Origin of the sequence: Pseudomonas guangdongensis (assembly GCF_900105885.1) — a bacterium.
Classification (GTDB): Bacteria; Pseudomonadota; Gammaproteobacteria; order Pseudomonadales; family Pseudomonadaceae; genus Geopseudomonas; species Geopseudomonas guangdongensis.
The window spans coordinates 1,557,210-1,580,915 of the sequence record NZ_LT629780.1; the positions used below are offsets into that span (position 1 = coordinate 1,557,210).

Annotated in this window: 23 protein-coding genes; 8 read left to right on the forward strand and 15 right to left on the reverse strand. The window is 70.9% G+C overall.

The window, feature by feature from the left end; all coding sequences use genetic code 11:
* Positions 1 to 5 precede the first annotated feature (5 nt).
* Genes ispE through BLU22_RS07545 form a run of 3 tightly spaced genes read right to left on the reverse strand, consistent with a single transcriptional unit; the run spans position 6 to position 3,263 of the window.
* Complete coding sequence (gene ispE / locus BLU22_RS07535; RefSeq protein ID WP_090213332.1) at positions 6 to 872, reverse strand: 4-(cytidine 5'-diphospho)-2-C-methyl-D-erythritol kinase; 867 nt, start codon at positions 870 to 872, stop codon at positions 6 to 8.
* Positions 873 to 930: 58 nt separating this feature from the next.
* Positions 931 to 1,545 carry a lipoprotein insertase outer membrane protein LolB gene (gene lolB, locus BLU22_RS07540; RefSeq protein ID WP_090213334.1) on the reverse strand — a complete coding sequence of 205 codons (615 nt, stop codon included), beginning with the start codon at positions 1,543 to 1,545 and terminating at the stop codon, positions 931 to 933.
* Positions 1,542 to 3,263: a tetratricopeptide repeat protein gene (locus BLU22_RS07545; protein WP_090213335.1), complete on the reverse strand. Its 1,722-nt coding sequence runs from the start codon at positions 3,261 to 3,263 to the stop codon at positions 1,542 to 1,544. Before BLU22_RS07545 ends, lolB begins: the two co-directional genes overlap by 4 nt.
* Before the next feature lie 187 nt (positions 3,264 to 3,450).
* Here BLU22_RS07545 and hemA point away from each other — a divergent pair, with 187 nt between their 5' ends.
* The 6 genes from hemA (at position 3,451) to BLU22_RS07575 (ending at position 8,994) form a co-directional block, all read left to right on the forward strand.
* Positions 3,451 to 4,719 (forward strand): glutamyl-tRNA reductase, encoded by a 1,269-nt coding sequence (gene hemA / locus BLU22_RS07550; RefSeq protein WP_090213337.1) that lies wholly within the window; start codon positions 3,451 to 3,453, stop codon positions 4,717 to 4,719.
* Positions 4,720 to 4,775: 56 nt separating this feature from the next.
* Positions 4,776 to 5,858, forward strand: a complete 1,083-nt coding sequence (prfA, locus tag BLU22_RS07555; protein ID WP_090213339.1) for a peptide chain release factor 1 — start codon at positions 4,776 to 4,778, stop codon at positions 5,856 to 5,858.
* 142 nt (positions 5,859 to 6,000) lie between these two features.
* A complete protein-coding gene (gene prmC / locus BLU22_RS07560) occupies positions 6,001 to 6,846 on the forward strand; it encodes a peptide chain release factor N(5)-glutamine methyltransferase (RefSeq protein ID WP_090213340.1) in 846 nt (281 codons plus the stop codon).
* Complete coding sequence (gene moeB, locus BLU22_RS07565) at positions 6,836 to 7,594, forward strand: molybdopterin-synthase adenylyltransferase MoeB (protein ID WP_090213342.1); 759 nt, start codon at positions 6,836 to 6,838, stop codon at positions 7,592 to 7,594. The genes prmC and moeB overlap by 11 nt, the downstream gene beginning before the upstream one ends.
* Positions 7,584 to 8,378 (forward strand): glutamate racemase, encoded by a 795-nt coding sequence (gene murI, locus BLU22_RS07570; RefSeq protein ID WP_090213344.1) that lies wholly within the window; start codon positions 7,584 to 7,586, stop codon positions 8,376 to 8,378. Before moeB ends, murI begins: the two co-directional genes overlap by 11 nt.
* A 100-nt stretch (positions 8,379 to 8,478) precedes the next feature.
* Positions 8,479 to 8,994 carry an acyloxyacyl hydrolase gene (locus tag BLU22_RS07575; RefSeq protein ID WP_090213345.1) on the forward strand — a complete coding sequence of 172 codons (516 nt, stop codon included), beginning with the start codon at positions 8,479 to 8,481 and terminating at the stop codon, positions 8,992 to 8,994.
* Between the two features lies 1 nt (position 8,995).
* Here the strand turns inward: BLU22_RS07575 and BLU22_RS07580 are convergent, their stop codons facing one another.
* From BLU22_RS07580 to BLU22_RS07630, 11 genes are all read right to left on the reverse strand, one after another.
* The gene (locus BLU22_RS07580; RefSeq protein ID WP_090213347.1) at positions 8,996 to 9,511 is read right to left on the reverse strand and encodes a DUF2878 domain-containing protein; all 516 of its coding nucleotides are present in this window, start codon (positions 9,509 to 9,511) and stop codon (positions 8,996 to 8,998) included.
* Between the two features lie 141 nt (positions 9,512 to 9,652).
* Positions 9,653 to 10,942 carry an SAM-dependent methyltransferase gene (locus BLU22_RS07585; protein WP_090213348.1) on the reverse strand — a complete coding sequence of 430 codons (1,290 nt, stop codon included), beginning with the start codon at positions 10,940 to 10,942 and terminating at the stop codon, positions 9,653 to 9,655.
* Entirely contained in the window at positions 10,929 to 11,726 is a 798-nt protein-coding gene (locus BLU22_RS07590; protein ID WP_090213350.1) for a DUF1365 domain-containing protein, read from the reverse strand. The genes BLU22_RS07585 and BLU22_RS07590 overlap by 14 nt, the downstream gene beginning before the upstream one ends.
* Positions 11,723 to 12,970: an NAD(P)/FAD-dependent oxidoreductase gene (locus tag BLU22_RS07595; protein WP_090213352.1), complete on the reverse strand. Its 1,248-nt coding sequence runs from the start codon at positions 12,968 to 12,970 to the stop codon at positions 11,723 to 11,725. Before BLU22_RS07595 ends, BLU22_RS07590 begins: the two co-directional genes overlap by 4 nt.
* On the reverse strand, positions 12,967 to 13,752 hold the full coding sequence (locus BLU22_RS07600) for an SDR family NAD(P)-dependent oxidoreductase (RefSeq protein ID WP_090213353.1): 786 nt from the start codon (positions 13,750 to 13,752) through the stop codon (positions 12,967 to 12,969). Before BLU22_RS07600 ends, BLU22_RS07595 begins: the two co-directional genes overlap by 4 nt.
* Positions 13,749 to 14,186, reverse strand: a complete 438-nt coding sequence (locus tag BLU22_RS07605) for a nuclear transport factor 2 family protein (RefSeq protein ID WP_090213355.1) — start codon at positions 14,184 to 14,186, stop codon at positions 13,749 to 13,751. Before BLU22_RS07605 ends, BLU22_RS07600 begins: the two co-directional genes overlap by 4 nt.
* Positions 14,187 to 14,196: 10 nt before the next feature.
* Positions 14,197 to 15,633 (reverse strand): deoxyribodipyrimidine photo-lyase, encoded by a 1,437-nt coding sequence (gene phrB / locus BLU22_RS07610; RefSeq protein ID WP_090213356.1) that lies wholly within the window; start codon positions 15,631 to 15,633, stop codon positions 14,197 to 14,199.
* Between the two features lie 10 nt (positions 15,634 to 15,643).
* Positions 15,644 to 16,591 (reverse strand): MerR family transcriptional regulator, encoded by a 948-nt coding sequence (locus BLU22_RS07615; RefSeq protein ID WP_090213358.1) that lies wholly within the window; start codon positions 16,589 to 16,591, stop codon positions 15,644 to 15,646.
* Positions 16,592 to 16,605: 14 nt separating this feature from the next.
* Positions 16,606 to 17,577 (reverse strand): YbgA family protein, encoded by a 972-nt coding sequence (locus tag BLU22_RS07620; protein ID WP_090213360.1) that lies wholly within the window; start codon positions 17,575 to 17,577, stop codon positions 16,606 to 16,608.
* A gap of 206 nt (positions 17,578 to 17,783) precedes the next feature.
* Positions 17,784 to 17,999 carry a TIGR02450 family Trp-rich protein gene (locus BLU22_RS07625; protein WP_090213362.1) on the reverse strand — a complete coding sequence of 72 codons (216 nt, stop codon included), beginning with the start codon at positions 17,997 to 17,999 and terminating at the stop codon, positions 17,784 to 17,786.
* A gap of 63 nt (positions 18,000 to 18,062) precedes the next feature.
* A complete protein-coding gene (locus BLU22_RS07630; protein WP_090213363.1) occupies positions 18,063 to 19,049 on the reverse strand; it encodes an NAD(P)/FAD-dependent oxidoreductase in 987 nt (328 codons plus the stop codon).
* A 193-nt stretch (positions 19,050 to 19,242) separates the two neighbouring features.
* On the opposite strand from BLU22_RS07630, the gene BLU22_RS07635 reads away from it, so the two are divergent.
* Together BLU22_RS07635 and hemH are read left to right on the forward strand one after the other, a co-directional pair.
* On the forward strand, positions 19,243 to 20,148 hold the full coding sequence (locus tag BLU22_RS07635) for a TIGR01777 family oxidoreductase (RefSeq protein WP_090213365.1): 906 nt from the start codon (positions 19,243 to 19,245) through the stop codon (positions 20,146 to 20,148).
* Positions 20,149 to 20,157: 9 nt separating this feature from the next.
* Positions 20,158 to 21,183: a ferrochelatase gene (gene hemH, locus BLU22_RS07640; protein ID WP_090213367.1), complete on the forward strand. Its 1,026-nt coding sequence runs from the start codon at positions 20,158 to 20,160 to the stop codon at positions 21,181 to 21,183.
* Here the strand turns inward: hemH and BLU22_RS07645 are convergent.
* Positions 21,149 to 23,683: a cache domain-containing protein gene (locus tag BLU22_RS07645; RefSeq protein ID WP_090213369.1), complete on the reverse strand. Its 2,535-nt coding sequence runs from the start codon at positions 23,681 to 23,683 to the stop codon at positions 21,149 to 21,151. The two genes, hemH and BLU22_RS07645, sit on opposite strands and share 35 nt — an antisense overlap.
* Positions 23,684 to 23,706: the final 23 nt, after the last annotated feature.

Sequence of the window (23,706 nt, forward strand, 5' to 3'; positions counted from 1 at the left end):
CCGTGCTAGGCACGTGCTTCCGCTGTCAGGCCTTGCAGGACCCGGTGCAACGGTGAAAGGTTGCAACCGCGAGCTGTGAAGCTTGGCAGAGTGGCCGGAAGCTGGCGCGAGACTTTATCAGCATCGCTGCGGTTTGGGAAGCTCCCAAACACACAAGCTCCGGTTCCGGTCATCCTTGCGTGAACGAATTTGTTCAGCAAGTTCAAGGCGTTACGAACTTCGGGATAACGCGCTTCGACCACCGGCTGGCAGTCGTTATGACCGCCCCCCTCGGGAAGGCCGCAAACTTTAATGATCGGGGTATTTCGTGTCAACTCCGGCGCCGAGAAAATTTCTGCAGTGCTGACAGAGACTTGCGGCACGGCGACGAGAAACCAGGGCTCGTCCAGGTCGAGCGGGGTGAGATGCTCGCCCACGCCTTCGGCGAAGGCGGCGCGGCCGCGCACGAACACCGGCACGTCGGCGCCGAGGCGCAGGCCCAGTTCTGCCAGGCGGTCGAGGCCGAGGTTCAGCTGCCACAGGTGGTCGAGACCAAGCAGGGTGGTGGCGGCGTCCGAGCTGCCGCCGCCGATCCCGCCGCCCATCGGCAGACGCTTGTCCAGCCAGAGGTCGGCGCCCAGCGGCGTGGCGGACGCCTGCTGGAGCAGGCGCGCGGCGCGCACGATCAGGTTGCTGTCGTGGGGCACCCCGGCGATTTCGCCGTGCAGGCGGATCTCGCCGTCCTCGCGCACGCGAAAGCCCAGCGTGTCGCCGTGGTCGAGGAACTGGAACAGCGTCTGCAGCTCGTGGTAGCCGTCGGCGCGTCGGCCGGTGATGTGCAGGAACAGGTTGAGCTTGGCCGGGGCGGGCAGGATCAGGGTGGCGTCGTGCATGGTGGCGGGTCTGTCGTGAAGGCGCCGGGCCTGTGCGGCCCGGCGTTGAGCAGTGGGCTCAGCGGCCGAGGCGGCGCGGTTGCCAGTCCTTGATCACCAGGGTGACGTCGAGGTCGTGGCCGCGCAGCTTGAGGCGTTCGGGCAGCCAGTAGCCGGCGTGCCGGGCGTACTGGGCGTATTCGACCTGCCAGCCGTCCTGTTCCAGGCGGGCCAGGCGGCTGTCGGCGTCGAGGGTCAGGCGGCTCTTGCTGTCGGGCGCCGGCAGGCCGCGCACCCACCACAGCAGGTGGGCGACCGGCAGGCGCCAGCCGAGCTGCTCCTCCAGCAGCGCCTCGGGGGAGGCGGCGCGGTAGCGGCCCTGGTTGGCCACTTCGAGGAGGATGTCGCCCTCGCGGCCGGTGAGCCGCGCCGCGCCGCGGCCCAGCGGGCCGGACAGGCGTATGTCGTAGTAGTCCTGGCGCTGCAGCCAGAACAGGGTGCCGCTGCCGGAGTCCTGCGGGGCGCGGATGCCGACCTTGCCGGCGATCTGCCAGGCGTCGATGCCGGCGACCTGGCCGCGGTGGCTGCGCCAGACATCGGCATCGCCTGCGCCGGAGAGGTCCTCGCGCGGTGCGAGGCCGGCGCAGCCGGCGAGCAGCAGGGTGGCGAGCAGCGCCAGGCTGCGCAGTTTCATGGCTGCTCCTTGCCGGTCAGGCGCCGCAGGGTGTCGCGCAGGATGTCGCTGTCCGGGGTGTCCTGCAGCGCCCGGCGCCAGACGTCGCGGGCCGCGCCGCGCTGGCCGGAGACCCAGAGCACCTCGCCCAGGTGGGCGGCGATCTCGGCGTCGGGCATGCGTTCGAGGGCCCGGCGCAGGTAGTCCTCGGCTGCCTTGAGGTTGCCCAGGCGGTACTGTACCCAACCCAGGCTGTCGAGGATCGCCGGGTCGTCCGGGTTCAGCTCGTGGGCCCGTTCGATCAGTTCGCGGGCCTCGGCGTAGCGGGTGGTGCGGTCGGCCAGGGTGTAGCCGAGGGCGTTGAGGGCCATGGCGTTGTCCGGCTCGCGCTCGAGGATGAAGCGCAGGTCGCGCTCCAGGCCGGCCAGGTCGCCGCGCTTCTCGGCCAGCATGGCCCGCGAGTAGAGCAGGTTGAGGTCGTCCGGGTAGCTGGCCAGCGCCTGCCCGGCGCTCTGCCAGGCGGCATCGATGCGCCGCTGGTTGGCCAGGCTGTCGATCTCGATCAGGTACAGCTGCAGGGCGTAGTCCGGCTGGCTGTCGCGGGCGGCGGCGAGCAGGCGCAGGGCCTGTTCGCCCTGGCCGGCCTTGACCAGCAGCTCGGTGCGGCGCAGCTGGGCCGGCAGGTAGTCGTTGCCTGGGCCGACCTTGGCGTAGGCGTCCAGGGCGGCGGCGCGGTCGCCTTCCTGTTCGGCGATGCGGCCGAGGTTGTAGTGGGCGGCGTCGGTGTGGCTGTCGCGCACCACCAGTTCCTGCAGGTGTTCGCGGGCAGCGGCCCATTCCTTGGCCTCGAAGTCGACCAGCGCCAGGGTCAGGCGCAGGTCGTCGTCTTCGGGGTTGCGCTCCAGCAGTTCGCCGAACTGCGCGCGGGCGGCCTCGAGTTGCTGCTGTTCGAGCAGCTGACGCGCATAGGTCAGGCGCAGGCGCTTGTCGTCCGGGTGCAGGCGCAGGCCGCTCCTGAGCAGCGGCAGGGCTTCCTCGCCGCGCTCGAGGGCATTGAGCAGGCGCACGCGCAGCAGCAGCGGGGCGATCTCGCGGCTGCCGGCCGGGTGGTTCTCCAGGCTGGCCAGCGCTTCCTGCGGGCGGCCTTCCTGCTGCAGCAGCACGGCGCGGCCGAACAGCAGCTGGGCGTTGTCCGGGTGGCGTCCGAGCAGGCGCTCGAAGCCCTGCAGCAGGCCGGCGCGGGCTTCGGGGTCGAGCTGCGCGGCGCTCAGGGCGAGGAAGTCGAAGTGGGTGTCGCCCTTGGCCTGCAGCACCTGCTCCATGTACAGCATGCCCTGCTCGTGGCGGCCGGCGCGGGCCAGCTGGATCGCCGCGGCGCGCTGCGCGTCGAGGTTGTCCTCGGCGCTGTCGGCCCACAGCAGGGCGGTTTCCAGCGCGGCCTCGTCGGCGCCGAGGTACTCGGCGATGCGGTAGGCGCGTTCGGCCACCGCCGGGTCGCCGGTGAGCCGGGCCTGTTCGACGTAGCCGCTCAGGGCGATGTCGAAGCGCTCGCGCTGGCCGGCCAGTTCGGCGACCAGCAGGGCATACAGGGTGTCTGGGCGGAACGAGGCGCTGGGGACGGGCGCCGGGGCGACCTCGGCCTCGGCGACCGGCGGGGGGCCGTCGGGGCGGGCGGCAGGCAGGAACTGACAGCCGCCGAGCAGCGCGAGGGCCGTCAGCAGTGCGAGAGATGGGTTCATGGCTGGCATACGTGGGCTCACCGACAAGTCGCGCAATCATGACACAAGCCTCGGGTCAATCCCATGGGCGCCGGGTGTGCGCCTCGACCGCCGGCGCGCCGGCGACGGCCGATCACGGCCTGGCAGTTGTCCTGCCTTCGTCTAAGTAGGACAATTGCCCGCTTTCCAGGTCACCTAGCGTTCCGGCATGGCATTTCTCGCCCTCGGCATCAACCACAAAACCGCATCGGTGGCGGTCCGCGAGCGCGTGGCCTTCGGCCCCGAGCAGCTGGTCGACGCCTTGCAGCAGCTGTGCCGGGTGACCCCTTGCCAGGAAGCGGCGATCCTCTCCACCTGCAACCGCAGCGAGCTGTACCTGGCCCTAGACGAGGCGCGCGCCGAGGCGATCCTCGCCTGGCTTGCCGACTACCACGGGCTGAGCCTCGACGATCTGCGCGCCTGCGCCTACATCCACCAGGACAACGACGCGGTGCGCCACATGATGCGCGTGGCCTGCGGACTGGACTCGATGATCCTCGGCGAGCCGCAGATCCTCGGCCAGATGAAGGACGCCTACGCCACCGCCCGCGAGGCCGGCACCCTCGGTCCGCTGCTCGGCCGGCTGTTCCAGGCCACCTTCAGCACCGCCAAGACCGTGCGCACCGACACCCGCATCGGCGAGAACCCCGTGTCGGTGGCCTTCGCCGCGGTGAGTCTGGCCAAGCAGATCTTCAGCGATCTCAAGCGCAGCCAGGCGCTGCTGATCGGCGCCGGCGAAACCATCGCCCTGGTCGCCCGCCACCTGCACGAGCAGGGCGTGTCGCGCATCGTGGTGGCCAACCGCACCCTGGAGCGCGCCAGCGCGCTGGCCGAGGAGGTCGGCGGCCAGGCGGTGCTGCTCTCGGCGATTCCCGACGAGCTGGTCAACAGCGACATCGTCATCAGCTCCACTGCCAGCCCGCTGCCGATCCTCGGCAAGGGCGCGGTGGAGCGCGCGCTGAAGAAGCGCAAGCACCGCCCGGTGTTCATGGTCGACATCGCAGTGCCGCGCGACATCGAGCCGGAGGTCGGCGAGCTGGACGACGTCTACCTGTACAGCGTCGACGACCTGCACGAGGTGATCGCCGAGAACCTGCGCAGCCGCCAGGGCGCGGCGCTGGCCGCCGAGGAGCTGGTGCTCAGCGGCGTCGACGAATTCATGCAGCGCCTGCGCGAGCGCGACAGCCTCGACCTGCTGCGCGGCTACCGGGCGCGCGCCGAGCAGCTGCGCGACGAGGAGCTGGCCAAGGCGCTGCGCCTGCTCGGCAACGGCACCCCGGCCGAGGACGTGCTGGCCCAGCTGGCCCGCGGCCTGACCAACAAGCTGCTGCATGCGCCCAGCGTGCAGCTGAAGAAATTCTCCGCCGCCGGCCGCCACGATGCGCTGGCCGTGGCCCAGGAACTGCTCGCCCTCGACGGGGCGGCGCACCACCGCTAACCGCATCGCTCGCGCCGCACCGCCCGGCGGCGCGGCGCCCCATGGTGACTCCACCGATGAAAGCCTCGCTGCTGAACAAGCTCGATACCCTGCAGGATCGTTTCGAGGAGCTGACCGCGCTGCTCGGCGATGCCGAGGTGATCAGCGACCAGACCAAGTTCCGCGCCTACTCCCGCGAATACGCGGAGATCGAGCCGGTGATCGAGGCCTTCCGCGCCTTCCGCAAGGTGCAGGGCGACCTCGACGGCGCCCAGGCGCTGCTCAAGGACAGCGACCCCGACCTGCGCGCCATGGCCGAGGAGGAGGTCGCCGAGGCCCGCGCCCAGCTCGAGGTGCTGGAGGCCAACCTGCAGCGCATGCTGCTGCCCAGGGACCCCCGCGACGGGCGCAACGTGTTCCTCGAAATCCGCGCCGGCACCGGCGGCGACGAGGCGGCGATCTTCTCCGGCGACCTGTTCCGCATGTACTCGCGCTACGCCGAGAAGCAGGGCTGGCGGGTCGAGGTGCTCTCCGAGAGCGAGGGCGAGCACGGCGGCTACAAGGAGGTGATCGCCCGCGTCGAGGGCGACAACGTCTACGCCAAGCTCAAGTTCGAGTCCGGCGCCCACCGCGTGCAGCGCGTGCCGGAGACCGAATCCCAGGGACGCATCCACACCTCGGCCTGCACCGTGGCGGTGCTGCCCGAGCCGGACGAGCAGGCGGCCATCGAGATCAATCCGGCCGACCTGCGCGTCGACACCTACCGCGCCTCCGGCGCCGGCGGCCAGCACATCAACAAGACCGACTCGGCGGTGCGCATCACTCACCTGCCCACCGGCATGGTGGTGGAATGCCAGGAAGAGCGCTCGCAGCACAAGAACCGCGCCCGCGCCATGGCCTGGCTGGCGGCGCGCCTGCAGGACCAGCAGGATGCCGCCGCGCACAAGGAAATCTCCGAGACGCGCAAGCTGCTGGTCGGCTCGGGCGATCGCTCCGAGCGCATCCGCACCTACAACTTCCCCCAGGGCCGGGTCACCGACCATCGCATCAACCTGACCCTCTACTCGCTGAACGAGGTCATCGGCGGCGCGGTGGAGCAGGTGATCGAGCCGCTGCTGCAGGAATACCAGGCCGACCAGCTGGCGGCGCTGGGCGATTGAGATTTGCTCCTCGCCGGCCGCCGTCAAGCGTAGGGTAGAAAACGCGCGCAGCGATCTTCTACCGTTGCCGGCCTCCCGGTGGACCACGCTGCGCGGTTGTCCACCCCACGTTCCAATGCGCCTCCGCGGGAGAACGCTGCTGATGCCCACCATCGAATCCCTGCTCAAGAGCGCCGAACTGCCCGACTCGCCCAGCCCCCGGCTGGACGCCGAGCTGCTGCTCGCCCACGCGCTCGGCCAGTCGCGCAGCTACCTGCGCACCTGGCCGGAGCGCGAGCCCTCCGCCGCGCAGTGCGCCGCCTTCGACGCCCTGCTGGAACGCCGCCGCGCCGGCGAGCCGGTGGCCTACCTGCTCGGCCGCCAGGGCTTCTGGAGTCTCGATTTGGAAGTGGCGCCGCACACCCTGATTCCCCGCCCGGACACCGAGCTACTGGTGGAGACCGCGCTGGCGCTGGGTCCGGGCGGCCCGGCCCGGGTGCTCGACCTCGGCACCGGCACCGGCGCCATCGCCCTGGCTCTGGCCTGCGAGCGCCCGGCCTGGCAGGTGCTCGGCGTCGACCGGGTGAGCGAGGCGGTGCAGCTGGCCGAGCGCAACCGCGCGCGGCTCGGGCTGGGCAATGCGCGCTTCGTCGAGAGCGTCTGGTTTTCCACGCTGGGCGGCGAGCGTTTTGCGCTGATCGTCGGCAATCCGCCGTACATCGCCGCCGACGACCGCCACCTGAACGAGGGCGACGTGCGCTTCGAGCCGGCCAGCGCGCTGGTCGCAGGTCAGGACGGACTGGACGATATCCGCTTGATCGTCCATGAGGCGCCGGAGCACCTCGAAGCCGGCGGCTGGCTGCTGCTGGAGCACGGTTACGATCAGGCCGAGGCGGTGCGTGCGCTGTTCGCCGCGCGCGGTTTCGCGGCCGTGGAGAGCCGGCGCGATCTGGGCGGCCACCAGCGCATCACCCTCGGCCAGTGGACGGGAGACGCCGATGCTCAGTGACGACGACCTGCTGCGCTACAGCCGGCAGATCCTGCTCAGGCAGATCGACATCGACGGCCAGCTGAAGATCGCCGCCGGCCGCGTGCTGGTGGTCGGCCTCGGCGGCCTCGGCTCGCCGCTGGCGCTGTACCTGGCCGCCGCCGGGGTCGGCGAGCTGCACCTGGCCGACTTCGACACGGTGGACCTGACCAACCTGCAGCGCCAGGTGCTCCACGACAGCGCCAGCGTCGGCCAGGCCAAGGTCGACTCGGCGATGGCGCGCCTGGCCGCGCTCAACCCCAATGTGCGCCTGCTGCCGCTGCGCCGCGCGCTGGACGCCGACACGCTGGCCGCCGCGGTGGCGGCGGTCGACGTGGTGGTCGACTGCTGCGACAACTTCGCCACCCGCGCGGCAGTCAACGCCGCCTGCGTGGCCGCCGGCCGGCCGCTGGTGTCCGGCGCGGCGATCCGTCTGGAAGGCCAGCTGGCGGTGTTCGACCCGCGCCGCGCCGACAGTCCCTGCTACCACTGCCTGTACGGCGAGGGCGGCGACGAGGAGCTGACCTGCAGCGAGGCCGGGGTGCTCGGCCCGCTGGTCGGCACCGTCGGCAGCCTGCAGGCGCTGGAAGTCCTCAAGCTGCTGGCCGGCTTCGGCGAGCCGCTGGTCGGTCGCCTATTGCTGATCGACGCGCTGACCACGCGCTTCCGCGAGCTGCGGGTGAAGCGCGACCCGCTGTGCGCGGTCTGCGGGAATCGCCATGGCCAGTGAGGCGCCGGTCGGGGTGTTCGACTCCGGGGTCGGCGGCCTGTCGGTGCTCGGCGCGATCCGCGCGCGGCTGCCCTTTGAGTCGCTGCTCTATGTCGCCGACAGCGGCCATGTGCCCTATGGCGAGAAGAGTCCCGAGTACATCCGCGAGCGCTGCCGCTGCATCGCCGACTTCCTGCTGGCGCAGGGCGCCAAGGCGCTGGTGGTGGCCTGCAACACCGCCACGGTGGCGGCGGTGGCCGAGCTGCGCGAGCGTCACCCCGGGCTGCCCATCGTCGGCATGGAGCCGGCGGTCAAGCCGGCGGCGGCGGCCACCCGCTGCGGCACGGTGGGCGTGCTGGCCACCACCGGGACGCTGAAGAGCGCGCGCTTCGCCGCGCTGCTGGATCGCTTCGCCCACGACGTCACGGTGGTCACCCAGCCCTGCCCGGGGCTGGTGGAGTGCGTCGAACAGGGCGCGCTGGCCGCGCCGGCGACCCGCGCGCTGCTGGCCTCCTACGTGCAGCCGCTGCTGGCGGCCGGCTGCGACACGCTGATCCTCGGCTGCACCCACTATCCGTTCCTCAAGCCGCTGCTGCGCGAGCTGGTGCCGGAAGGCGTCGAACTGATCGACACCGGCGCGGCGGTGGCGCGTCAGCTGGCGCGCCTGCTCGATGAGCGCGCGCTGCTGGCGGCAGGGCCGGCGCAGCCGGCGCGGTTCTGGTCCAGCGGCGACCCCGCCGCGCTGGCCCGGGTGTTGCCGGTGCTGTGGGGCGAGGCGGCCGGCGTGGCGGCGCTGCCCTGCTGAGCGGGTGCGTTTTTACCACCGCGACGGAGTTTCTATACTGACGGACAACCCCCGACCCCGACCGGGCCGGCCCATTCCCTTCAGTACAAGGAGTTCCGCGATGTCCAACGCACTGCGTACTGCCGCCCTGCTGGCCCTGACCCTGGGCGCCAGCGGCCCGGCCAGCGCCTGGGACGCCACCCTCGCCGCCGGGGTGACCCGCGAATCCACCGAAGTATTGCGCCTGGCGCTGCAGCAGGATTTCCAGCGCAGCTGGTGGCAGAGTTCCAGCGGCCGCCTGACCGGCTATTGGGACGCCGGCTACACCTACTGGTTCGGCGACAAGAGCGCCAGCAACCACAGCCTGTCGTTCGCCCCGGTGTTCGTCTACGAGTTCGCCGGCGAGCGGGTGAGGCCCTATGTCGAGGCGGGCATCGGCGTGGCGCTGTTCGAGAGCACCGAGCACGAGAGCCACGACCTGGGCTCGTCGTTCCAGTTCGAGGATCGCCTGGGCTTCGGCCTGCGCTTCGCCGGCCAGGAAATCGGCGTGCGCGCCATCCACTACTCCAACGCCGGAATCAAGCAGCCCAACGACGGCGCCGAGACCTACACCCTGCACTACCGCACGGCGTTCTGAGTCAGCCGCGCTGCCCTGCCTGCGCGCGGTACAGCGCGGCGAAGCCGTGCAGCACGGGGATCGCCAGCGCCCAGAGCGCCGCGAGCAGCAGCAGGGTCGGCAGTGTGCCCAGCGGCAGGCCGACTCCGGCCAGGCGCGCGCCGGCCCAGTAGGACAGCGGCCCGGCCACGGCGCCGAGCAGGCTGCCCAGCCACCAGGGCCGCGCGGTCCAGGCCAGGCAGTGGTTGAGGGTGGTGGCCAGCAGCGCCCACAGCAGCGCCAGCCAGGCCGGCACCAGCGGACTGTCGCCGGGGAAGTCGAACACCCCCATCTGCAGCAGGAAACTGTCCAGCGCGCTGCCGGCGATCAAGACGCTGGCCACCAGCTTGCCTTCCTCGGCCCAGCGCCCGATCCAGCGGAAATGCACCAGCAGCGCCAGTACCGGCACGGCCAGCAGCCAGGGCTGCTGCGCGGCGAACACGCAGGCGAACCAGCCGGTCTGGAACAGCAGGGCGTTGAGCAGCAGCTTGCGGTTCATGGTGTCGACCTTGCGAAGGGGCGCGGCATTGTCAGCGCCGCGCGGGTTCGGAGCCAGCCGTGCAGGGCGGCAAGGGGAATGCCTGCGGCATGCGGTGGGTCGCGCCGCAGGCGGCCGAGCCACCCTGCACAGGATCCAGGTTCAGGCGTTGCGTTGCAGCGGGCCGAGCAGCGGTGCCGGCCGCGCATCCGGGCGGGCCAGCAGCATCTGCACGGTGCCGATGGTCCGTTCGAGGAAGCCGCCCTCGCAGTAGCACAGGTAGAACTCCCAGAGCCGGAAGAAGGCGTCGTCGTAGCCGCGCTGCTCCAGCTCGACGCGGGCGTGGCGCAGGTTGTCGTGCCAGTGGCGCAGGGTGCGCGCGTAGTGGGCGCCGAAGTCCTCCAGGTGCAGCAGGTTCATGTCGGTGCCGGTGCTGAGGGTCTTGAGCATCGCCTCGATCGACGGTAGCGCGCCGCCGGGGAAGATGTAGCGCTGGATGAAATCGACGCTGTTGCAGGCCTGGCGGTAGCGCTGGTCGCGGATGGTGATGGCCTGCAGCAGCATCAGCCCCTCGGGCTTGAGCAGGCGCATGCACTGCTGGAAGTACTCGGGCAGGTAGCGGTGGCCGACCGCCTCGATCATCTCGATGGACACCAGCTTGTCGTACTGGCCCTTGAGGTCGCGGTAGTCCTGCAGCAGCAGGGTGACGCGGTTTTCCAGGCCCATCTCGACGATGCGCCGGGCGGTGTAGTCGTGCTGTTCGCGCGACAGGGTGGTGGTGGTCACCCGGCAGCCGTAGTGGCTGGCGGCGTACAGCGCCATGCTGCCCCAGCCGGTGCCGATCTCCAGCAGGTGGTCGGAGGGCTGCAGGTCGAGCTTCTGGCAGATGCGCTCCAGCTTGTTGAGCTGGGCGCGCTCCAGGGTGTCGTCCGGGGACAGGAACATCGCCGCCGAGTACATCATGGTCGGGTCGAGGAAGGCCTCGAACAGGTCGTTGCCCAGATCGTAGTGGGCGGCGATGTTGCGCCGCGAGCCCGCCCTGGAGTTGCGGTTGACCGCGTGCAGGGCGCGCAGGAAGGGGCGGCCGAGCAGCGCCAGGCCGCCCTCCAGGTCGTCGAGCACCTCGAGGTTGGCGACGAACACGCGGATCACCGCAGTCAGGTCCGGGCTGCTCCAGTGGCCGTGGATGTAGGCCTCGCCGGCGCCGACCGAGCCGTTGCTGGCGACCAGCCTCCAGGCGGCCGGATCGTGGATGTGGATCTCGCCGTGCAGCTCGGCGTGCGGGTCGCCGAAGCTCTGGCAGTCGTCGCCCTCGACCAGCAGCAGGCGGCCGCGGCGCAACTGGCCGAGCTGGCGCAGCACGGCGCGGCGCAGCAGGGTCGCGGCCAGGCCGAGCTTGCCGAGGCCGGCGAACAGGCGGGTACGGGAGGCGGTCAGGCTAGAGCTTTTCATCGCAGGACTCCTGGAGCCGGTGGGCGACGCGGGAGTGGCCGTCGGCCGCCCGGTGGGAGAAGAATGGCACGCGCTTGAGCGCCAGGCGCAGCGCCTGCCAGTAGATGCCCAGCACGGTCTTGGCGGTCATCCACGGGAAGGCGCGCAGGTGGCGATGCACGGCGGCGCGGTCGAGGGTCTGGCGCTGCAGCGTCAGGGTGGCGTCGAACAGCTTGCCCTCGACGTCGTGGTCTTCCATGTGCACGCCCAGGCGTTCGCCGGGGCGGCTGAAGTGCAGGTGGTATTCCAGATCGCGCGGCAGGAACGGCGAGACGTGGAACGACTTGGCCACGGCGAAGTGCTGGCTGCCGGCGCCGTCCGCCGGCAGCACATAGTGGTAGCGCTGGTGCCAGGGGGTGTTGCTGACTTCGCAGAGGATCGCCGCCAGGCGCTCCTCGGCATCGAAGCAGTAGAAGAAGCTCACCGGGTTGAAGCTCAGCCCCCAGCAGCGCGGCTGGGTGAGCAGGCAGATGCGCCCTTCGGGCGCGGCGCCCAGCGCCTCGGCAAGGCACCGGCGCACGGCCTCGGCGAGCGGCAGGCCCTGGCCGGTGAGGTGCGGCAGGTAGTCCTGCTCGCGGAACGACAGCGGCGCGAAGCGCCCGCGGCCGAGCAGCGGCGACAGCGCGAACAGCGCGTCCTGCTCGGCCAGGTCCAGGTACAGCAGGCCGATCCGGTAGCGGAACTCGTGGGCCTTCGGGCGCAGCCGGCGGTGGCGCACCCAGCCGCTGTAGAAGGCGCTGTTCACAGCGCCTCCCCGAACTCGGCGGCCACGCGCAGGGCGCTGACCACGCCGTCCTCGTGGAAGCCGTTGGCCCAGTAGGCGCCGCAGTAGTAGCTGTGCCGGGCGCCGAGCAGTTCGCGCCAGCGCGCCTGGGCGGCGATGCCGGTCAGGCTGTACTGCGGGTGGGCGTAGCGGAAGCGGCCGAGCACCTGCGCCGGGTCCACCGCGTCGTTCTGGTTGAGGCTGACGCAGAAGGTCCGCGAGGCGTCGATGCCCTGGAGGATGTTCATGTCGTAGGTGACCGCCGCCAGACGGTCGCCCGGCGCGCCGAGGCGGTAGTTCCAGCTCGCCCAGGCCAGCCGGCGCTGCGGCAGCAGGCGGGTGTCGGTGTGCAGCAGCACGTCGTTGTCGGCATAGGGCAGGGCACCGAGGATCTCGCGCTCGGCCGCACTCGGCTCGGCGAGCAGGGCCAGCGCCTGGTCGCTGTGGCAGGCGAAGACAATCTTGTCGAAGCGCTCGCGGCCCGCGGCGCTGTGCACCGTCACCCCGCCTTCGTCGCGCTCGACACGCTGTACCGGGCAGTTGAGGCGGATGGCCTCGGCGAAGGGCTCGGTGAGCGGCGCGATGTAGCTGCGCGAGCCGCCCTTGACCACCCGCCACTGCGGGCGGTCGTTGACCGACAGCAGGCCGTGGTTCTTGAAGAAGCGCACGAAGAATTCCAGCGGGAAGGCCAGCATGCCCTCCAGCGACATCGACCAGATCGCCGAGCCCATCGGCACGATGTAGTGGTCGATGAAGCGCCGGCCGTAGCCGCGGCTGGCGAGGTAGTCGCCGAGGGTCATGCCGGCCGGCAGGCGGCCGCTGGCCAGCTCGGCCAGCGCCTCGCGGTTGAAGCGCAGGATGTCGCGCAGCATGCCCCAGAAGGCCGGCGACAGCAGGTTGCGGCGCTGGGCGAACAGGCTGTTGAGGTTGTTGCCGTTGTACTCGATGCCGCTGGCCGGGTCGTGCACCGAGAAGCTCATCTCGGTGGGCTGCGAGGCGACGCCGAGACGCTCCAGCAGGCGGATGAAGTTCGGGTAGGTCCAGTCGTTGAACACGATGAACCCGGTGTCGATGGCGTGGTCGCGGCCGTCCACCGTCACGTCGACGGTGTGGGTGTGGCCGCCGATCCAGTCGCCGGCCTCGAACACGGTCAGTTGGTGCTGGCGAGCGAGCAGGTGGGCGGCGGTCAGGCCGGCGATGCCGGTGCCGACGATGGCGATTCTCATCGGGTGTCATCCTTGGAAGGGTTACGGCTCATGCGTTGGGTCACCGCCAGGCGCAGACGGCCGGGCAGGTGGGCGAGCAGCAGGAGCAGGGCGATGAACGGGCGCGGGAAGGCGATTTCCAGCGCGCGGCGGTCGAGGCCGTCGGCGATGCGGCGGGCGGCCTTGTCGGCCGGCCAGCGCATCGGCATGGCGAAGTCGTTGCGGCGGGTCAGCGGGGTGTCGACGAAGCCGGGGCTGATCACGCTGACCGCGATGCCCTCGGCGGCCAGATCGACGCGCAGCGATTCCAGCAGGTAGCGCAGCGCCGCCTTGGAGGCGCCGTAGGCCTCGGCGCGCGGCAGGGCGAGGAAGGTCGCCGCGCTGGCCACCCCGGCCAGCAGCGGCTGATCGCCCTTGCGCAGCAGCGGCAGCGCCGCCTCGACGCAGTGCGCGGCGGAGAACAGGTTGGCGCTGACCACCCGCTCGACCATCGCCGCCTCGAAGGCGCGCACCTCGACGTATTCGCAGGTGCCGGCGTTGAGGATCGCCACATCCAGCGCGCCCCATTCGGCGTCGATCCGCGCGGCGATGGCGGCCACCGCGTCCGGCTCGGTGAGATCGCCGGGGACCACCAGCACCTGCTGCGGCCAGCGCGCGGCCAGCGCGTCCAGCGGTTCGCGGCGCCGGGCGCTGAGGGCCAGGCGGTGGCCGCGAGCGAGCAGCTCCTCGGCCAGGGCGGCGCCGATGCCGCTGCTGGCGCCGGTGAGCCAGATGCGTTTGCCTGTATGGGTCGTGGTGTTCATGCCAGCCTCCTCTTCAGCCAGGCGATGACCCGGCCGAGTACCGGCAGGTGCTCGTAGAGCAGCGCGCCGGCGTCGAAATAGTCGCGGTGGCGATAGACCCGGCCGTCGCTCCACAACAGGTGCGAGCAGCCGGCCACCCGGATCGGCCGCCCGCCGGCCAGGCGCGGGTGGCGGTAGCTCATGGTCCAGCGCAGGTAGCCTTCGCCCTCCTTGTCGCCCTCGCGCACCGCGTCGAAGCCGTGGAAGTCGAAACGCAGCTCCTGCACGTTGGCGTACAGCTCGGCAAAGTAGCGCTGCATCGCCGCCAGGCCGCGGATCTCGTGCAGCGGGTCGACGAACAGCGCATCCGCGCTGTACAGCTCGCCGAGGCGGTCGAGGCTGTCCTTGTCGAGGGCGGCGAAGCGGCGGGCGAAGTCGCGGAGAAAGTCGCTCATGGCAGGCGCCTCAGGCCGGGGTCTGGTCCAGTGCCTTGAACGCCGCCAGCGCCCGCTCGCGCGAGCGGGCCAGGTCGACGATCGGGCGCGGGTAATCGGGGGCGCCGAACAGCCCGCCGAGGGCCGCCGGGTTGTGGATGTCGCGCTTGTTCAGGCCGGCCAGCTCGGGCACCCACTGGCGGATGAAGGCGCCGTCCGGATCGAACTTCTCCGACTGGGTCAGCGGGTTGAAGATGCGGAAGTAGGGCGCGGCGTCGGTGCCGGTGGAGGCGCTCCACTGCCAGCCGCCGTTGTTGGCGGCCAGATCGCCGTCGATCAGGTTCTGCATGAACCAGCGCTCGCCGTGGCGCCAGTCGATCAAGAGGTTCTTGGTCAGGAACATGGCGACGATCATGCGCAGGCGGTTGTGCATCCAGCCGGTGGCCGAGAGCTGGCGCATCGCCGCATCGACGATGGGAATGCCGGTGTTGCCCTGCTGCCAGGCGGCGAGGTCGGCCGGCGCCTCGCGCCAGGCCAGCGCCTCGGTCTCGGTGCGGAAGGCGCGGCCCATCGACACCCGCGGGTAACCGACCAGGATGTGCTTGTAGAACTCGCGCCAGAGCATCTCGTTGATCCAGCTGACCACCCCGGGATTGCCGCTGGCGAACTCGCCGGCGTTGATCGCCAGCGCCGCGTGCAGGCACTGGCGCGGCGACAGCACGCCGGCGACCAGATAGGCCGACAGCCGGCTGGTGCCGGGCTGGGCGGGGAAGTCGCGCTGGCCGTCGTACCACTCCAGGTGCTGGTCGGCGAAGGCGCTCAGGCGCCGGTGCGCCGCCGCCTCGCCGGCCGGCCACAGCTGGCGCAGCGCGTCGCCCGGCGCAGCGAAGCCGTCGACGGCCGCCGGCACGGGATCGCTGGCGATGGCGCACGGCGGCTGGATCGCCGGCAGCGGTTGAAGCGTCGGCAGATGCGCGGCCAGCTCGGCGTAGCAGCGCTTGCGGAACTGGCTGAACACCTGGAAGTAGCCGCCGCTCTTGGTCAGCAGGCTGCCGGGCTGGAACAGGATCTGGTCTAGGTGGCTGTGCCAGGCGATCCCGGCGCCCTGCAGGGCGGCCTGTACCGCCTGGTCGCGGCGCTGTTCGTGGACGCCGTATTCGGCGTTGACGTGGACGCTGCGCACGCCGTGCTCGCGGCACAGCTCCAGCAGCACGCCGGGGGCGTCGTCCCAGTGTTCGGCATGGCGCAGCAGCAGCGGGATGTTCAGCGCGGCGAGGGTCTTGCCCAGTTCGGCGAGGTTGCGCAGCCAGAAGTCCACCTTGGCCGGCGCATCGTCGTGCGCGCGCCACTGGCCGGGGGAGATCAGCCAGAGCGCCAGCAGCGAGCCGTCGCCTTGCGCGGCGGCGCGAGCCAGGGCGGTGTTGTCGTGGGCGCGCAGGTCGTTGCGCAGCCAGACCAGTCGGGTCATCGGGCAATCCTCAGGGAGCGGCGAGCAGCCCGCGCTGCTGCAGGAAGTGGTGGGCGTCGAGGGGCGAGTCGGCCAGCGTCAGGTGTTCGAAGGCGGCCAGTTCGTCGCGGTGGATCTGCACCGCCGGGCCGGCCAGCAGCAGCGGCACCGCGCAGGCGGCGTGCAGGCGCGGCAGCTGACGGCGCAACTGGGTGGCCTCCAGCGCCTGGCTGGAATACAGCAGCAGGGCGCGCGGCCGGACGCGCTCGACGGCGAGGTTCAGTTCGCCGGTCGGCAGGGTCCAGTCGAGCACCTCGACCGCGCACTGGCTGTCGCTGAGCAGCCAGGCGCACAGCCACAGGCCAGGCTCCATCGGCAGTTCGGAGAGGTTGGCGAGCAGCACCGGCGCGCCCTGTTGCTGGCGGTTGTTGTGGTAGACCCGCGCGCCGAGCTTGCTGCGCAGCCAGGAGCGGAAGAACACCCGCTCCAGGGCGGCGCCGAACTGGCCCTGCCAGCGCTGCTCCAGCTCGTCGAGCAGCGGCAGCAGCAGGTGGCGGCACAGGGTCTGCGGCGGGTAGAGGGCCAGGGCGCGGTTGTAGGCATCGTCCAGCGGCCGCTCGGCGAGGCCGGCGACGGCCTCCAGCAGTTCGCCGCGCAGCTGCTCCCAGGGGCCGTCGGCGCTACCGGCCGGCGGGCTGTCGTGGTCGAGCAGGGCGCGGATCTGGCCGACCGCTACGCCGCGGTTGAGCCAGGTGAGGATCGCCTGCACGCGCTCGACGTGGGCCTGGCCATAGAGGCGATGGCCCTTGGCGGTGCGCTGCGGGACGATCAGTCCGTAGCGGCGCTCCCAGGCGCGCAGGGTCACCGGGTTGACCCCGGTGCGGCGGGCCACCTCGCGGATCGGCAGCCAGCCTTCGGCGCGTTCCTCGGCGCTGAGCGGGGCGTCGTCGGCGGCGAGCAGTGGGGCGTCGTCGTGCATCGGCAGGTCTCCGCTCAGATGGCGTTGCGCAGGCTGAGGTCTTCGGGGTGCGGCTGCATATAGGCCTGCAGGGCGATGTAGTGGTGCGGGTGGCGGCGGAAGTGGTACTTGAGCAGGGTCAGCGGCACCACCAGCGGCACGGTGCCGCTGCGGTACTGCTCGATCAGCTGCTGGATCTCGCGGCGCTCCTCGCCGGGCAGGGCGCGGCGCAGGTAGCCGGACAGGTGCTGCAGCACGTTGGCGTGGGTGCCGCGGGTGGCGCAGCGCTTCAGCGCCGCCATCAGCGCGGCGAAGTAGCGCGGGCCGAACTCGGCCGGGTCGTGGTCGCCGATGCCGGCCAGCAGGCGGCCCAGCTCGCGGTACTTGAGCGGGTTGTGGGCCATCAGCAGGTACTTGTGCCGCGAGTGGAAGGCGATGATCGCCTTGCGGGTCAGGCCCTCGCGGCACAGGCGCTGCCAGTCGCCGTAGGCGTAGACGCGGCTGATGAAGTTCTCGCGCAGCACCGGGTCGTTGAGGCGGCCGTCTTCCTCGATCGGCAGCTCCGGGCGCAGGCGGGCGAAGGTGGCGGTGAAGATGCCGCTGCCGTGCTCGGCGGGGCGGCCGTTGTCCTGGTAGACCTTGACCCGCTCCATGCCGCAGGAGGGGGATTTCTGCATGACGATCAGGCCGCTGATGTCCCCCAGTTCGGCGGCCATCCGCGTGCCGTAGTCGGCCAGTGGCGCCGTGACGTCGCGCTCGCGGGTGACGGTGCCCACCGCGCGCGGCGCGGCGGGATCGCCGACCAGGCGGATCGGCTCGCGGGGAGTGCCCAGGCCGATGGCCACTTCCGGGCACAGCGGGCGGAAGTCGAAATGCCGGCCGAGCACCTGGCTGCACAGTTGCGACTGCTTGTGCCCGCCGTTGTAGCGCACCTCGTTGCCGAGCAGGCAGGCGCTGATGGCCAGGGTGAGGCGCGGAATCGGGGCGGTGGTCGGTGCGACGGTCATGGCGTGTACCCGAGGATAAAAGGTACAGGCTGCAGATCAGGCCTGCGGGGGAGGACACGCCTGAGGAGGTGGCTACTGCAGCCTGTACAGGAAACGGTTTCTGTACAACCCTGCTGCAATAGTAGACCTTGCGTTGTACAAGTCAAATACCTTGTACAAGATTTGTAGTATTTCGGCAGGGCCAGGGCGCCACCACGACGGCCGCTCTACTGCCAGCCCATCTTCCAGGTGGCCTCGTCGCGCAGCTCGCGCCAGTCGCAGCGCCGGCTGCGCCCGCTCAGCACCGCCTGCAGTTCGACTTCCAGCACCGTGCCTTCCTCGTCGCGGTACAGCTCGGTGACCAGGAAATGCTTCTCGCGGTTGCGCGGCTGGACGGCGGTCCATTTCGACAGGTGCAGCTTGGCGGGGTTGATGCGATGCATGGTGGCTGGTCGGCAGGGAGATGGGAGCGGACACCGGGCGGCTGTGCCGGGTGTCCGCCGGGTTCAGGCGGCGTGTTCGAGCAGGCGGCGGGCAGCTTCCTGGCCGCTCAGCCAGGCGCCCTCGACGCGACCGGACAGGCACCAGTCGCCGCAGACGTAGAGGCCCAGGTCGGCATCGGCCAGCGCGCCCCACTGGTGACCCTGCGCCGGACGGGCGTACAGCCAGCGGTGGGCGAGGGCGAAGTCGGCCTCCGGGACCGCGCAGCCGAGCAGTTCGGCGAAGGCGCAGCGCAGCTGCTCGATCACCGCCTCGCGGGGCAGGTCCAGGTGCTGGCGGCTCCAGGCGCTGCTGGCGTGCAGCACCCAGCTGTCCATGCCGACGGCGCGGCCGGGCTTGCTGCGGTTGCGCGCCAGCCAGTCGAGCGGGCTGTCCTGTACGAAACAGCCTTCCACCGGGGTGTCCAGTGCGCGGGCGAAGCTCAGCGCCACCGCCCACACCGGCTCCATGGTGGCGCTGGCCACGGCGCTGGCCAGCTTGGGCGCGGCGCTGAGCAGGGCGACGGCCTGGGGCGCCGGCACCGCGACCACCACCTTGCTGAACGGGCCGTGGCTCTGGCCGTCGGCGTCGACCAGGTGCCAGTGGCGCTCGCCGCGGAATACCTCGGTGATCCGGCAGGCGAAGGTCGCCGGCAGGTCGCCGAGCAGCTGGCGGGTCAGCGCGCTCATCCGCGGCACGCCGACGAAGCGCTGCTGGGTGTCCGGCGACAGGCTGAGCTGGCCGCCCTGGGACTGGTAGAGCGCCGGCTTCCATTCCGCCAGCCAGCCGTTTTCCTGCCATTGGCGCACCGCCTCGACGAAGTGGCGGTCGCGGGCGGTGAAATACTGGGCACCCAGATCGAGATCGCCGACGTCGCAGCGCTTGCTCGACATGCGCCCGCCACTGCCGCGGCTCTTGTCGAACAGCTGAACGTTGAGGCCCGCCGCCGCAAGGGCGTGGGCCGCCGACAGACCGGCCATGCCGCTGCCGATGATGGCGATGGGAGTGTTCATGACGTCACCTCGAATGCTGGGACTGCAGGCTAATCCTTGGACTCAAGTTGTACAAGTCTCTTGAGGTGTACAAATGTATCTGGTCCAATCCAGCCATGAACCCGGAATGCTCGCAGGCCTGCGGCCTGGCCGGTAATTCCAGTGTGGACCAGACTCAGGGCGGACGCCCATGGATCAATAAGGAGACACGGCGATGCGCATTTTGCTGACCGGCGGCACCGGCCTGATCGGCCGGGCCCTGTGCCGCCACTGGAAGTCGCAGGGGCACGAGCTGATCGTCTGGAGCCGGCGCCCCCAGGAAGTGCCCGGCCTGTGCAGCGGCGCGCGCGGCATCGACCGCCTGGAGGCGCTGAGCGGCGCCGAGCCGCCGGATGCGGTGGTCAACCTGGCCGGCGCGCCGATCGCCGACCGGCCGTGGACCAGCGCGCGGCGGCAGCTGCTGTGGAGCAGCCGCATCGAGCTGACCGAGCACCTGGTGGACTGGCTGGGCTCGCTGGCCCGCCCGCCGCGGGTGCTGCTGTCCGGCTCGGCGGTGGGCTGGTACGGCGACGGCGGCGAGCGCCTGCTCGACGAGGACAGCGCGGCCGGCAACGAGGACTTCGGCAGCCAGCTGTGCTTCGCCTGGGAAGAGGCCGCGCAGCGCGCCGAGGCGCTGGGCATCCGGGTGATCCGCCTGCGCACCGCGCCGGTGCTGGCTCCGGCCGGCGGCATGCTGGCGCGCCTGCGCCTGCCGTTCAGCCTGGGCCTGGGTGGCCGGCTGGGCAGCGGCCGGCAGTGGATGCCGTGGATCCATCTGGACGACGAGGTCGGGCTGATCGACTTCCTGCTGCAGCACGAGGACTGTGCCGGTCCTTATAATGCCTGCGCGCCGCAGACGGTGCGCAATGCCGAGTTCACCCGCGCGCTGGCCCGCGCCCTGCATCGCCCGGCCTGCCTGCCGGCGCCGGCCTGGGCGCTGCGCCTGGCGCTGGGCGAGATGTCCGGGCTGCTGCTCGGCGGCCAGCACCTGCAACCGCGCCGTGCCCTGGAGGCCGGCTACCGTTTTCGTTTCCCCGACCTGGATGCGGCGCTCGCCGATCTGCTGGGTCGCCCCGACTAAGGACACCGCATGACCGATCACGCTCTGCTGCTGGTCAACCTCGGCTCGCCGGCTTCCACCGAGGTGGCCGACGTGCGCCGCTACCTCAACCAGTTCCTCATGGACCCCTATGTGATCGATGTGCCCTGGCCGCTGCGCCGGCTGATCGTGTCGCTGATCCTGATCCGCCGCCCGGCGGCCTCGGCCGAGGCCTACCGTTCGATCTGGTGGGAGGAGGGCTCGCCGCTGGTGGTGCTCAGCCGGCGCCTGCAGGCGAAGGTCGCCGAGCAGTGGACGGACGGGCCGGTGGAGCTGGCGATGCGCTACGGCGAGCCGTCCATCGAGCGCAGCCTGCAGGGGCTGGCGCAGCGCGGCGTGCGTCGGGTCACCCTGGTGCCGCTGTACCCGCAGTTCGCCGACAGCACGGTGACCACGGTGATCGAGGAGGCCCGGCGGGTGATGCGCCAGCAGCGCCTGCCCTTCGCGCTGGACATCCTGCCGCCCTTCTACGAACAGCCCGAGTACCTGGCGGCGCTGGCGGAAAGCGCGCGGCCCTATCTGGAGCAGGGCTACGACCATCTGCTGCTCAGCTACCACGGCCTGCCCGAGCGCCACCTGCACAAGAGCGATCCGACCGGCAGCCACTGCCTGAAGGGCGCCGACTGCTGCCAGCGCGCCAGCGGGGCGATCCTCGACAGCTGCTACCGGGCGCAGTGCATGCGCACCAGCAGCGGCCTGGCGCACGCGCTGGAGCTGGATGCCGAACGCTGGTCGGTGTCCTTCCAGTCGCGGCTGGGGCGCGCCAAGTGGATCGAGCCCTACACCGACGCGACCATCGAGGCGCTGGCCGCGCGCGGAGTGAAGAAGCTCTTGGTGATGTGCCCGGCGTTCGTCGCCGACTGCATCGAGACCCTGGAGGAGATCGGCGACGAGGGCCGCGCGGCGTTCCGTGCCGCCGGCGGCGACGACCTGATCCTGGTGCCCTGCCTCAACGATCACCCGCAATGGGTGAGCGCGCTGATCAGTCTCTGTCGGCGACTGCCGCAGCCGGCCTGAGTGCTGCGGCCGGCGCACCGTGCGGCGCGGCCTCGCCGCGCCGTTCCAGCAGCGCGGCCATGTCCGGCGCGCTGAGCGGGCGGGAGAACAGGAAGCCCTGACCCACCGCGCAGCCGTGCCAGCGCAGGAAGTCGTGCTGGTCGGCGTTCTCGATGCCCTCGGCGATGCAGGTCATGCCCAGCGCCTCGGCCATGCCGATGATCGCCACCGCCAGGGCGGCGTGATCGTCGCAGCCGGGCAGGTCGCTGATGAAGGCGCGGTCGATCTTCAGGGTGTCGAGCTTGAAGTGCTTGAGGTAGCTGAGCGAGGAGTAGCCGGTGCCGAAGTCGTCCATCGCCAGGCGCACGCCCAGCTGCTTGAGGCGGTCGAGGGTGATGCGCACCTGCTCGCGGTTCTCCGCCAGCACGCTCTCGGTCAGCTCCAGCTCCAGGCGCTCGGCCGGCAGGCCGCTCTGCTCCAGCGCCGCCTGCACCTGGGCCGGCAGGTCGGCGTGGCGGAACTGCACGGCGGAGACGTTGACCGCCACGTTCAGCCCCGGCAGGCCCTGGTGTTCCCAGTCCATCACCTGGCGGCAGGACTCGAACAGCGCCCACTCGCCCAGGTGCAGGATCAGCCCGCTGTCCTCGGCGACGCCGATGAACTTGTCCGGCGACACCTGGCCGAGGATCGGGTTGTGCCAGCGCATCAGCGCCTCGCAGCCGACCAGCGCGCCGCTGGCTAGGTCGAACTGCGGCTGGTAATGCAGGGTCAGCTCGCTGCGCGACAGCGCCTGGCGCAGGCGGTTCTCCACCTCCAGGTGCTCGCGTACCCGGGCGTTCATCGCCGCGGTGAAGAACTGGTAGTTGTTTCGCCCCAGCGCCTTGGCGTGGTACATGGCGGCGTCGGCGTTCTTCAGCAGGGTCTCGGCGTCGCTGCCGTCGGAAGGGTAGAGGGCGATGCCGATGCTCAGGGTCACCGCCAGCTCGTGGCCGGCGATGTCGTACTGGCCGTTGGTGGCCTGCAGCAGCTTGTCGGCCACTTGGGCGGCCTGCTCGGCCTGCTGCAGGTGCTCGACCAGCACCACGAACTCGTCGCCGCCCAGGCGGCTGACCGTGTCGCTGGTGCGCACCGCACCGGCCAGCCGGCGCGAGACCTCGATCAGCAGGTTGTCGCCGATGGCGTGGCCGAGGGAGTCGTTGATGTTCTTGAAGCGGTCGAGGTCGATGAACAGCAGGGCCAGCTTGCTGTCCTCGCGCTGGGCGTTGAGGATCGCGCCGTCCAGGCGGCTGCGCAGCAGGGTGCGGTTGGGCAGCTGGGTCAGCGGGTCGGACTCGGCCCAGACCCGCAGGCGGTCGTTGCTGGCGGCGATGTCGGCGTGGTACTGGTCGAAGCGCCGGGTCAGCCAGCGCTTGATCAGCAGGGCGAAGGCCAGCGCCAGGGCGAGGGCCAGCACCAGTGCCGCGGCGGTGGTCAGCAGGCCGCTGCGCATGTTCTCCTCCAGGCGCTCCTGGCGCTTGGCCAGGCTGACATGCAGCTCGTCGAGGGACAGGCTGGTGACCAGCACCCAGTTCCAGTCCTCCTGATTGCTGACCATCGCCAGGCGCGGCTTGAGTTCGCTGTCGTTGCGCTCGTGCCAGTCGTAGCGGGTGAAGCCGCCGCCGGCGGCGCTGGCGTCGAGGATGGCGCGGATCACCGCCTGCTCGGCCGGCGGCAGCTCGCTGTAATGGCGGCCTTCGGCGGCGGGGTTGCTGGGCGAGAGCAGCACGCGGCCGTCGCGGTGGATCACCGCCACATAGCCGTCGAGGCCGATGCGCGTGGCGCGCAGCTGCTCCAGGGCCTGCTGCTGCAGTTCGCGCTCGATGGTGCTGAGGTATTCGCCGGTGCCGATCAGCCAGCCGAACGGCTCGAACAGGCGCACGTAGGCGATCTTGTCGGCCATCGCCTGCGGATTTTCCGGGGCGTACCAGCGGTAGCGGGAGAAGCCGCGGCCCTCGGGGTTGGCCACCGCGTCGAGCAGGCCGCGCATGATGTAGTGGCCGTTGTCGTCGCGGTTGTCGAGCAGCGAGCTGCCTTCGCGCTCGGGGGCGGTGGGCAGCAGCACGCAGTTGCCGGCCAGGTCGTCGATGAAGAAGTAGCCGCGGCCGTCGTAGAAGCGCAGCGGACGCAGGGTCTCGACGATCAACTGGCGGATTTCCTCCTCCGGACGCCGGCCCTGTTCGCGGGCGTGGATGGCGTGGGCGATCTGCAGGGCCTGGTCGACCTGCTGGCGGATGTCGCGCTTGAGCACCGCCTCGGTGCTGGCGCGGATCTGCTGCAGCTGGTCGTGGAGGGTGTCCAGCGACGACGCCAGGCGGGCCTGCTGCTCGCCGAGGATGGTCGCCTCCAGGGTGGCGCTTTCCTCGCGGTAGCTGTGGGTCTGGTGCAGGGTGAAGTAGGTGCCCAGCCCGAGGGTGAGGATCAGCACCAAGGCCAGCATGCCAAGGAACTGCAGGCGCAGCAGGGTCGTTTCGGTCATCGCCATCGGGTGTTCAGCCTTGTGCAGTG

What these genes read in the sequence shown, in the direction of transcription:
- BLU22_RS07645 (WP_090213369.1), bottom strand. Translation starts at nt 23,683, where the DNA reads ATGGCGATGACCGAAACGACCCTGCTGCGCCTGCAGTTCCTTGGCATG.
- BLU22_RS07605 (WP_090213355.1), bottom strand. Translation starts at nt 14,186, where the DNA reads ATGAGCGACTTTCTCCGCGACTTCGCCCGCCGCTTCGCCGCCCTCGAC.
- BLU22_RS07625 (WP_090213362.1), bottom strand. Translation starts at nt 17,999, where the DNA reads ATGCATCGCATCAACCCCGCCAAGCTGCACCTGTCGAAATGGACCGCC.
- BLU22_RS07545 (WP_090213335.1), bottom strand. Translation starts at nt 3,263, where the DNA reads ATGAACCCATCTCTCGCACTGCTGACGGCCCTCGCGCTGCTCGGCGGC.
- BLU22_RS07630 (WP_090213363.1), bottom strand. Translation starts at nt 19,049, where the DNA reads ATGAACACTCCCATCGCCATCATCGGCAGCGGCATGGCCGGTCTGTCG.
- BLU22_RS07620 (WP_090213360.1), bottom strand. Translation starts at nt 17,577, where the DNA reads ATGACCGTCGCACCGACCACCGCCCCGATTCCGCGCCTCACCCTGGCC.
- BLU22_RS07635 (WP_090213365.1), top strand. Translation starts at nt 19,243, where the DNA reads ATGCGCATTTTGCTGACCGGCGGCACCGGCCTGATCGGCCGGGCCCTG.
- BLU22_RS07600 (WP_090213353.1), bottom strand. Translation starts at nt 13,752, where the DNA reads ATGAACACCACGACCCATACAGGCAAACGCATCTGGCTCACCGGCGCC.
- BLU22_RS07585 (WP_090213348.1), bottom strand. Translation starts at nt 10,942, where the DNA reads ATGAAAAGCTCTAGCCTGACCGCCTCCCGTACCCGCCTGTTCGCCGGC.
- prmC (WP_090213340.1), top strand. Translation starts at nt 6,001, where the DNA reads ATGCCCACCATCGAATCCCTGCTCAAGAGCGCCGAACTGCCCGACTCG.
- BLU22_RS07615 (WP_090213358.1), bottom strand. Translation starts at nt 16,591, where the DNA reads ATGCACGACGACGCCCCACTGCTCGCCGCCGACGACGCCCCGCTCAGC.
- hemA (WP_090213337.1), top strand. Translation starts at nt 3,451, where the DNA reads ATGGCATTTCTCGCCCTCGGCATCAACCACAAAACCGCATCGGTGGCG.
- BLU22_RS07580 (WP_090213347.1), bottom strand. Translation starts at nt 9,511, where the DNA reads ATGAACCGCAAGCTGCTGCTCAACGCCCTGCTGTTCCAGACCGGCTGG.
- prfA (WP_090213339.1), top strand. Translation starts at nt 4,776, where the DNA reads ATGAAAGCCTCGCTGCTGAACAAGCTCGATACCCTGCAGGATCGTTTC.
- ispE (WP_090213332.1), bottom strand. Translation starts at nt 872, where the DNA reads ATGCACGACGCCACCCTGATCCTGCCCGCCCCGGCCAAGCTCAACCTG.
- phrB (WP_090213356.1), bottom strand. Translation starts at nt 15,633, where the DNA reads ATGACCCGACTGGTCTGGCTGCGCAACGACCTGCGCGCCCACGACAAC.
- BLU22_RS07575 (WP_090213345.1), top strand. Translation starts at nt 8,479, where the DNA reads ATGTCCAACGCACTGCGTACTGCCGCCCTGCTGGCCCTGACCCTGGGC.
- hemH (WP_090213367.1), top strand. Translation starts at nt 20,158, where the DNA reads ATGACCGATCACGCTCTGCTGCTGGTCAACCTCGGCTCGCCGGCTTCC.
- BLU22_RS07595 (WP_090213352.1), bottom strand. Translation starts at nt 12,970, where the DNA reads ATGAGAATCGCCATCGTCGGCACCGGCATCGCCGGCCTGACCGCCGCC.
- murI (WP_090213344.1), top strand. Translation starts at nt 7,584, where the DNA reads ATGGCCAGTGAGGCGCCGGTCGGGGTGTTCGACTCCGGGGTCGGCGGC.
- moeB (WP_090213342.1), top strand. Translation starts at nt 6,836, where the DNA reads ATGCTCAGTGACGACGACCTGCTGCGCTACAGCCGGCAGATCCTGCTC.
- lolB (WP_090213334.1), bottom strand. Translation starts at nt 1,545, where the DNA reads ATGAAACTGCGCAGCCTGGCGCTGCTCGCCACCCTGCTGCTCGCCGGC.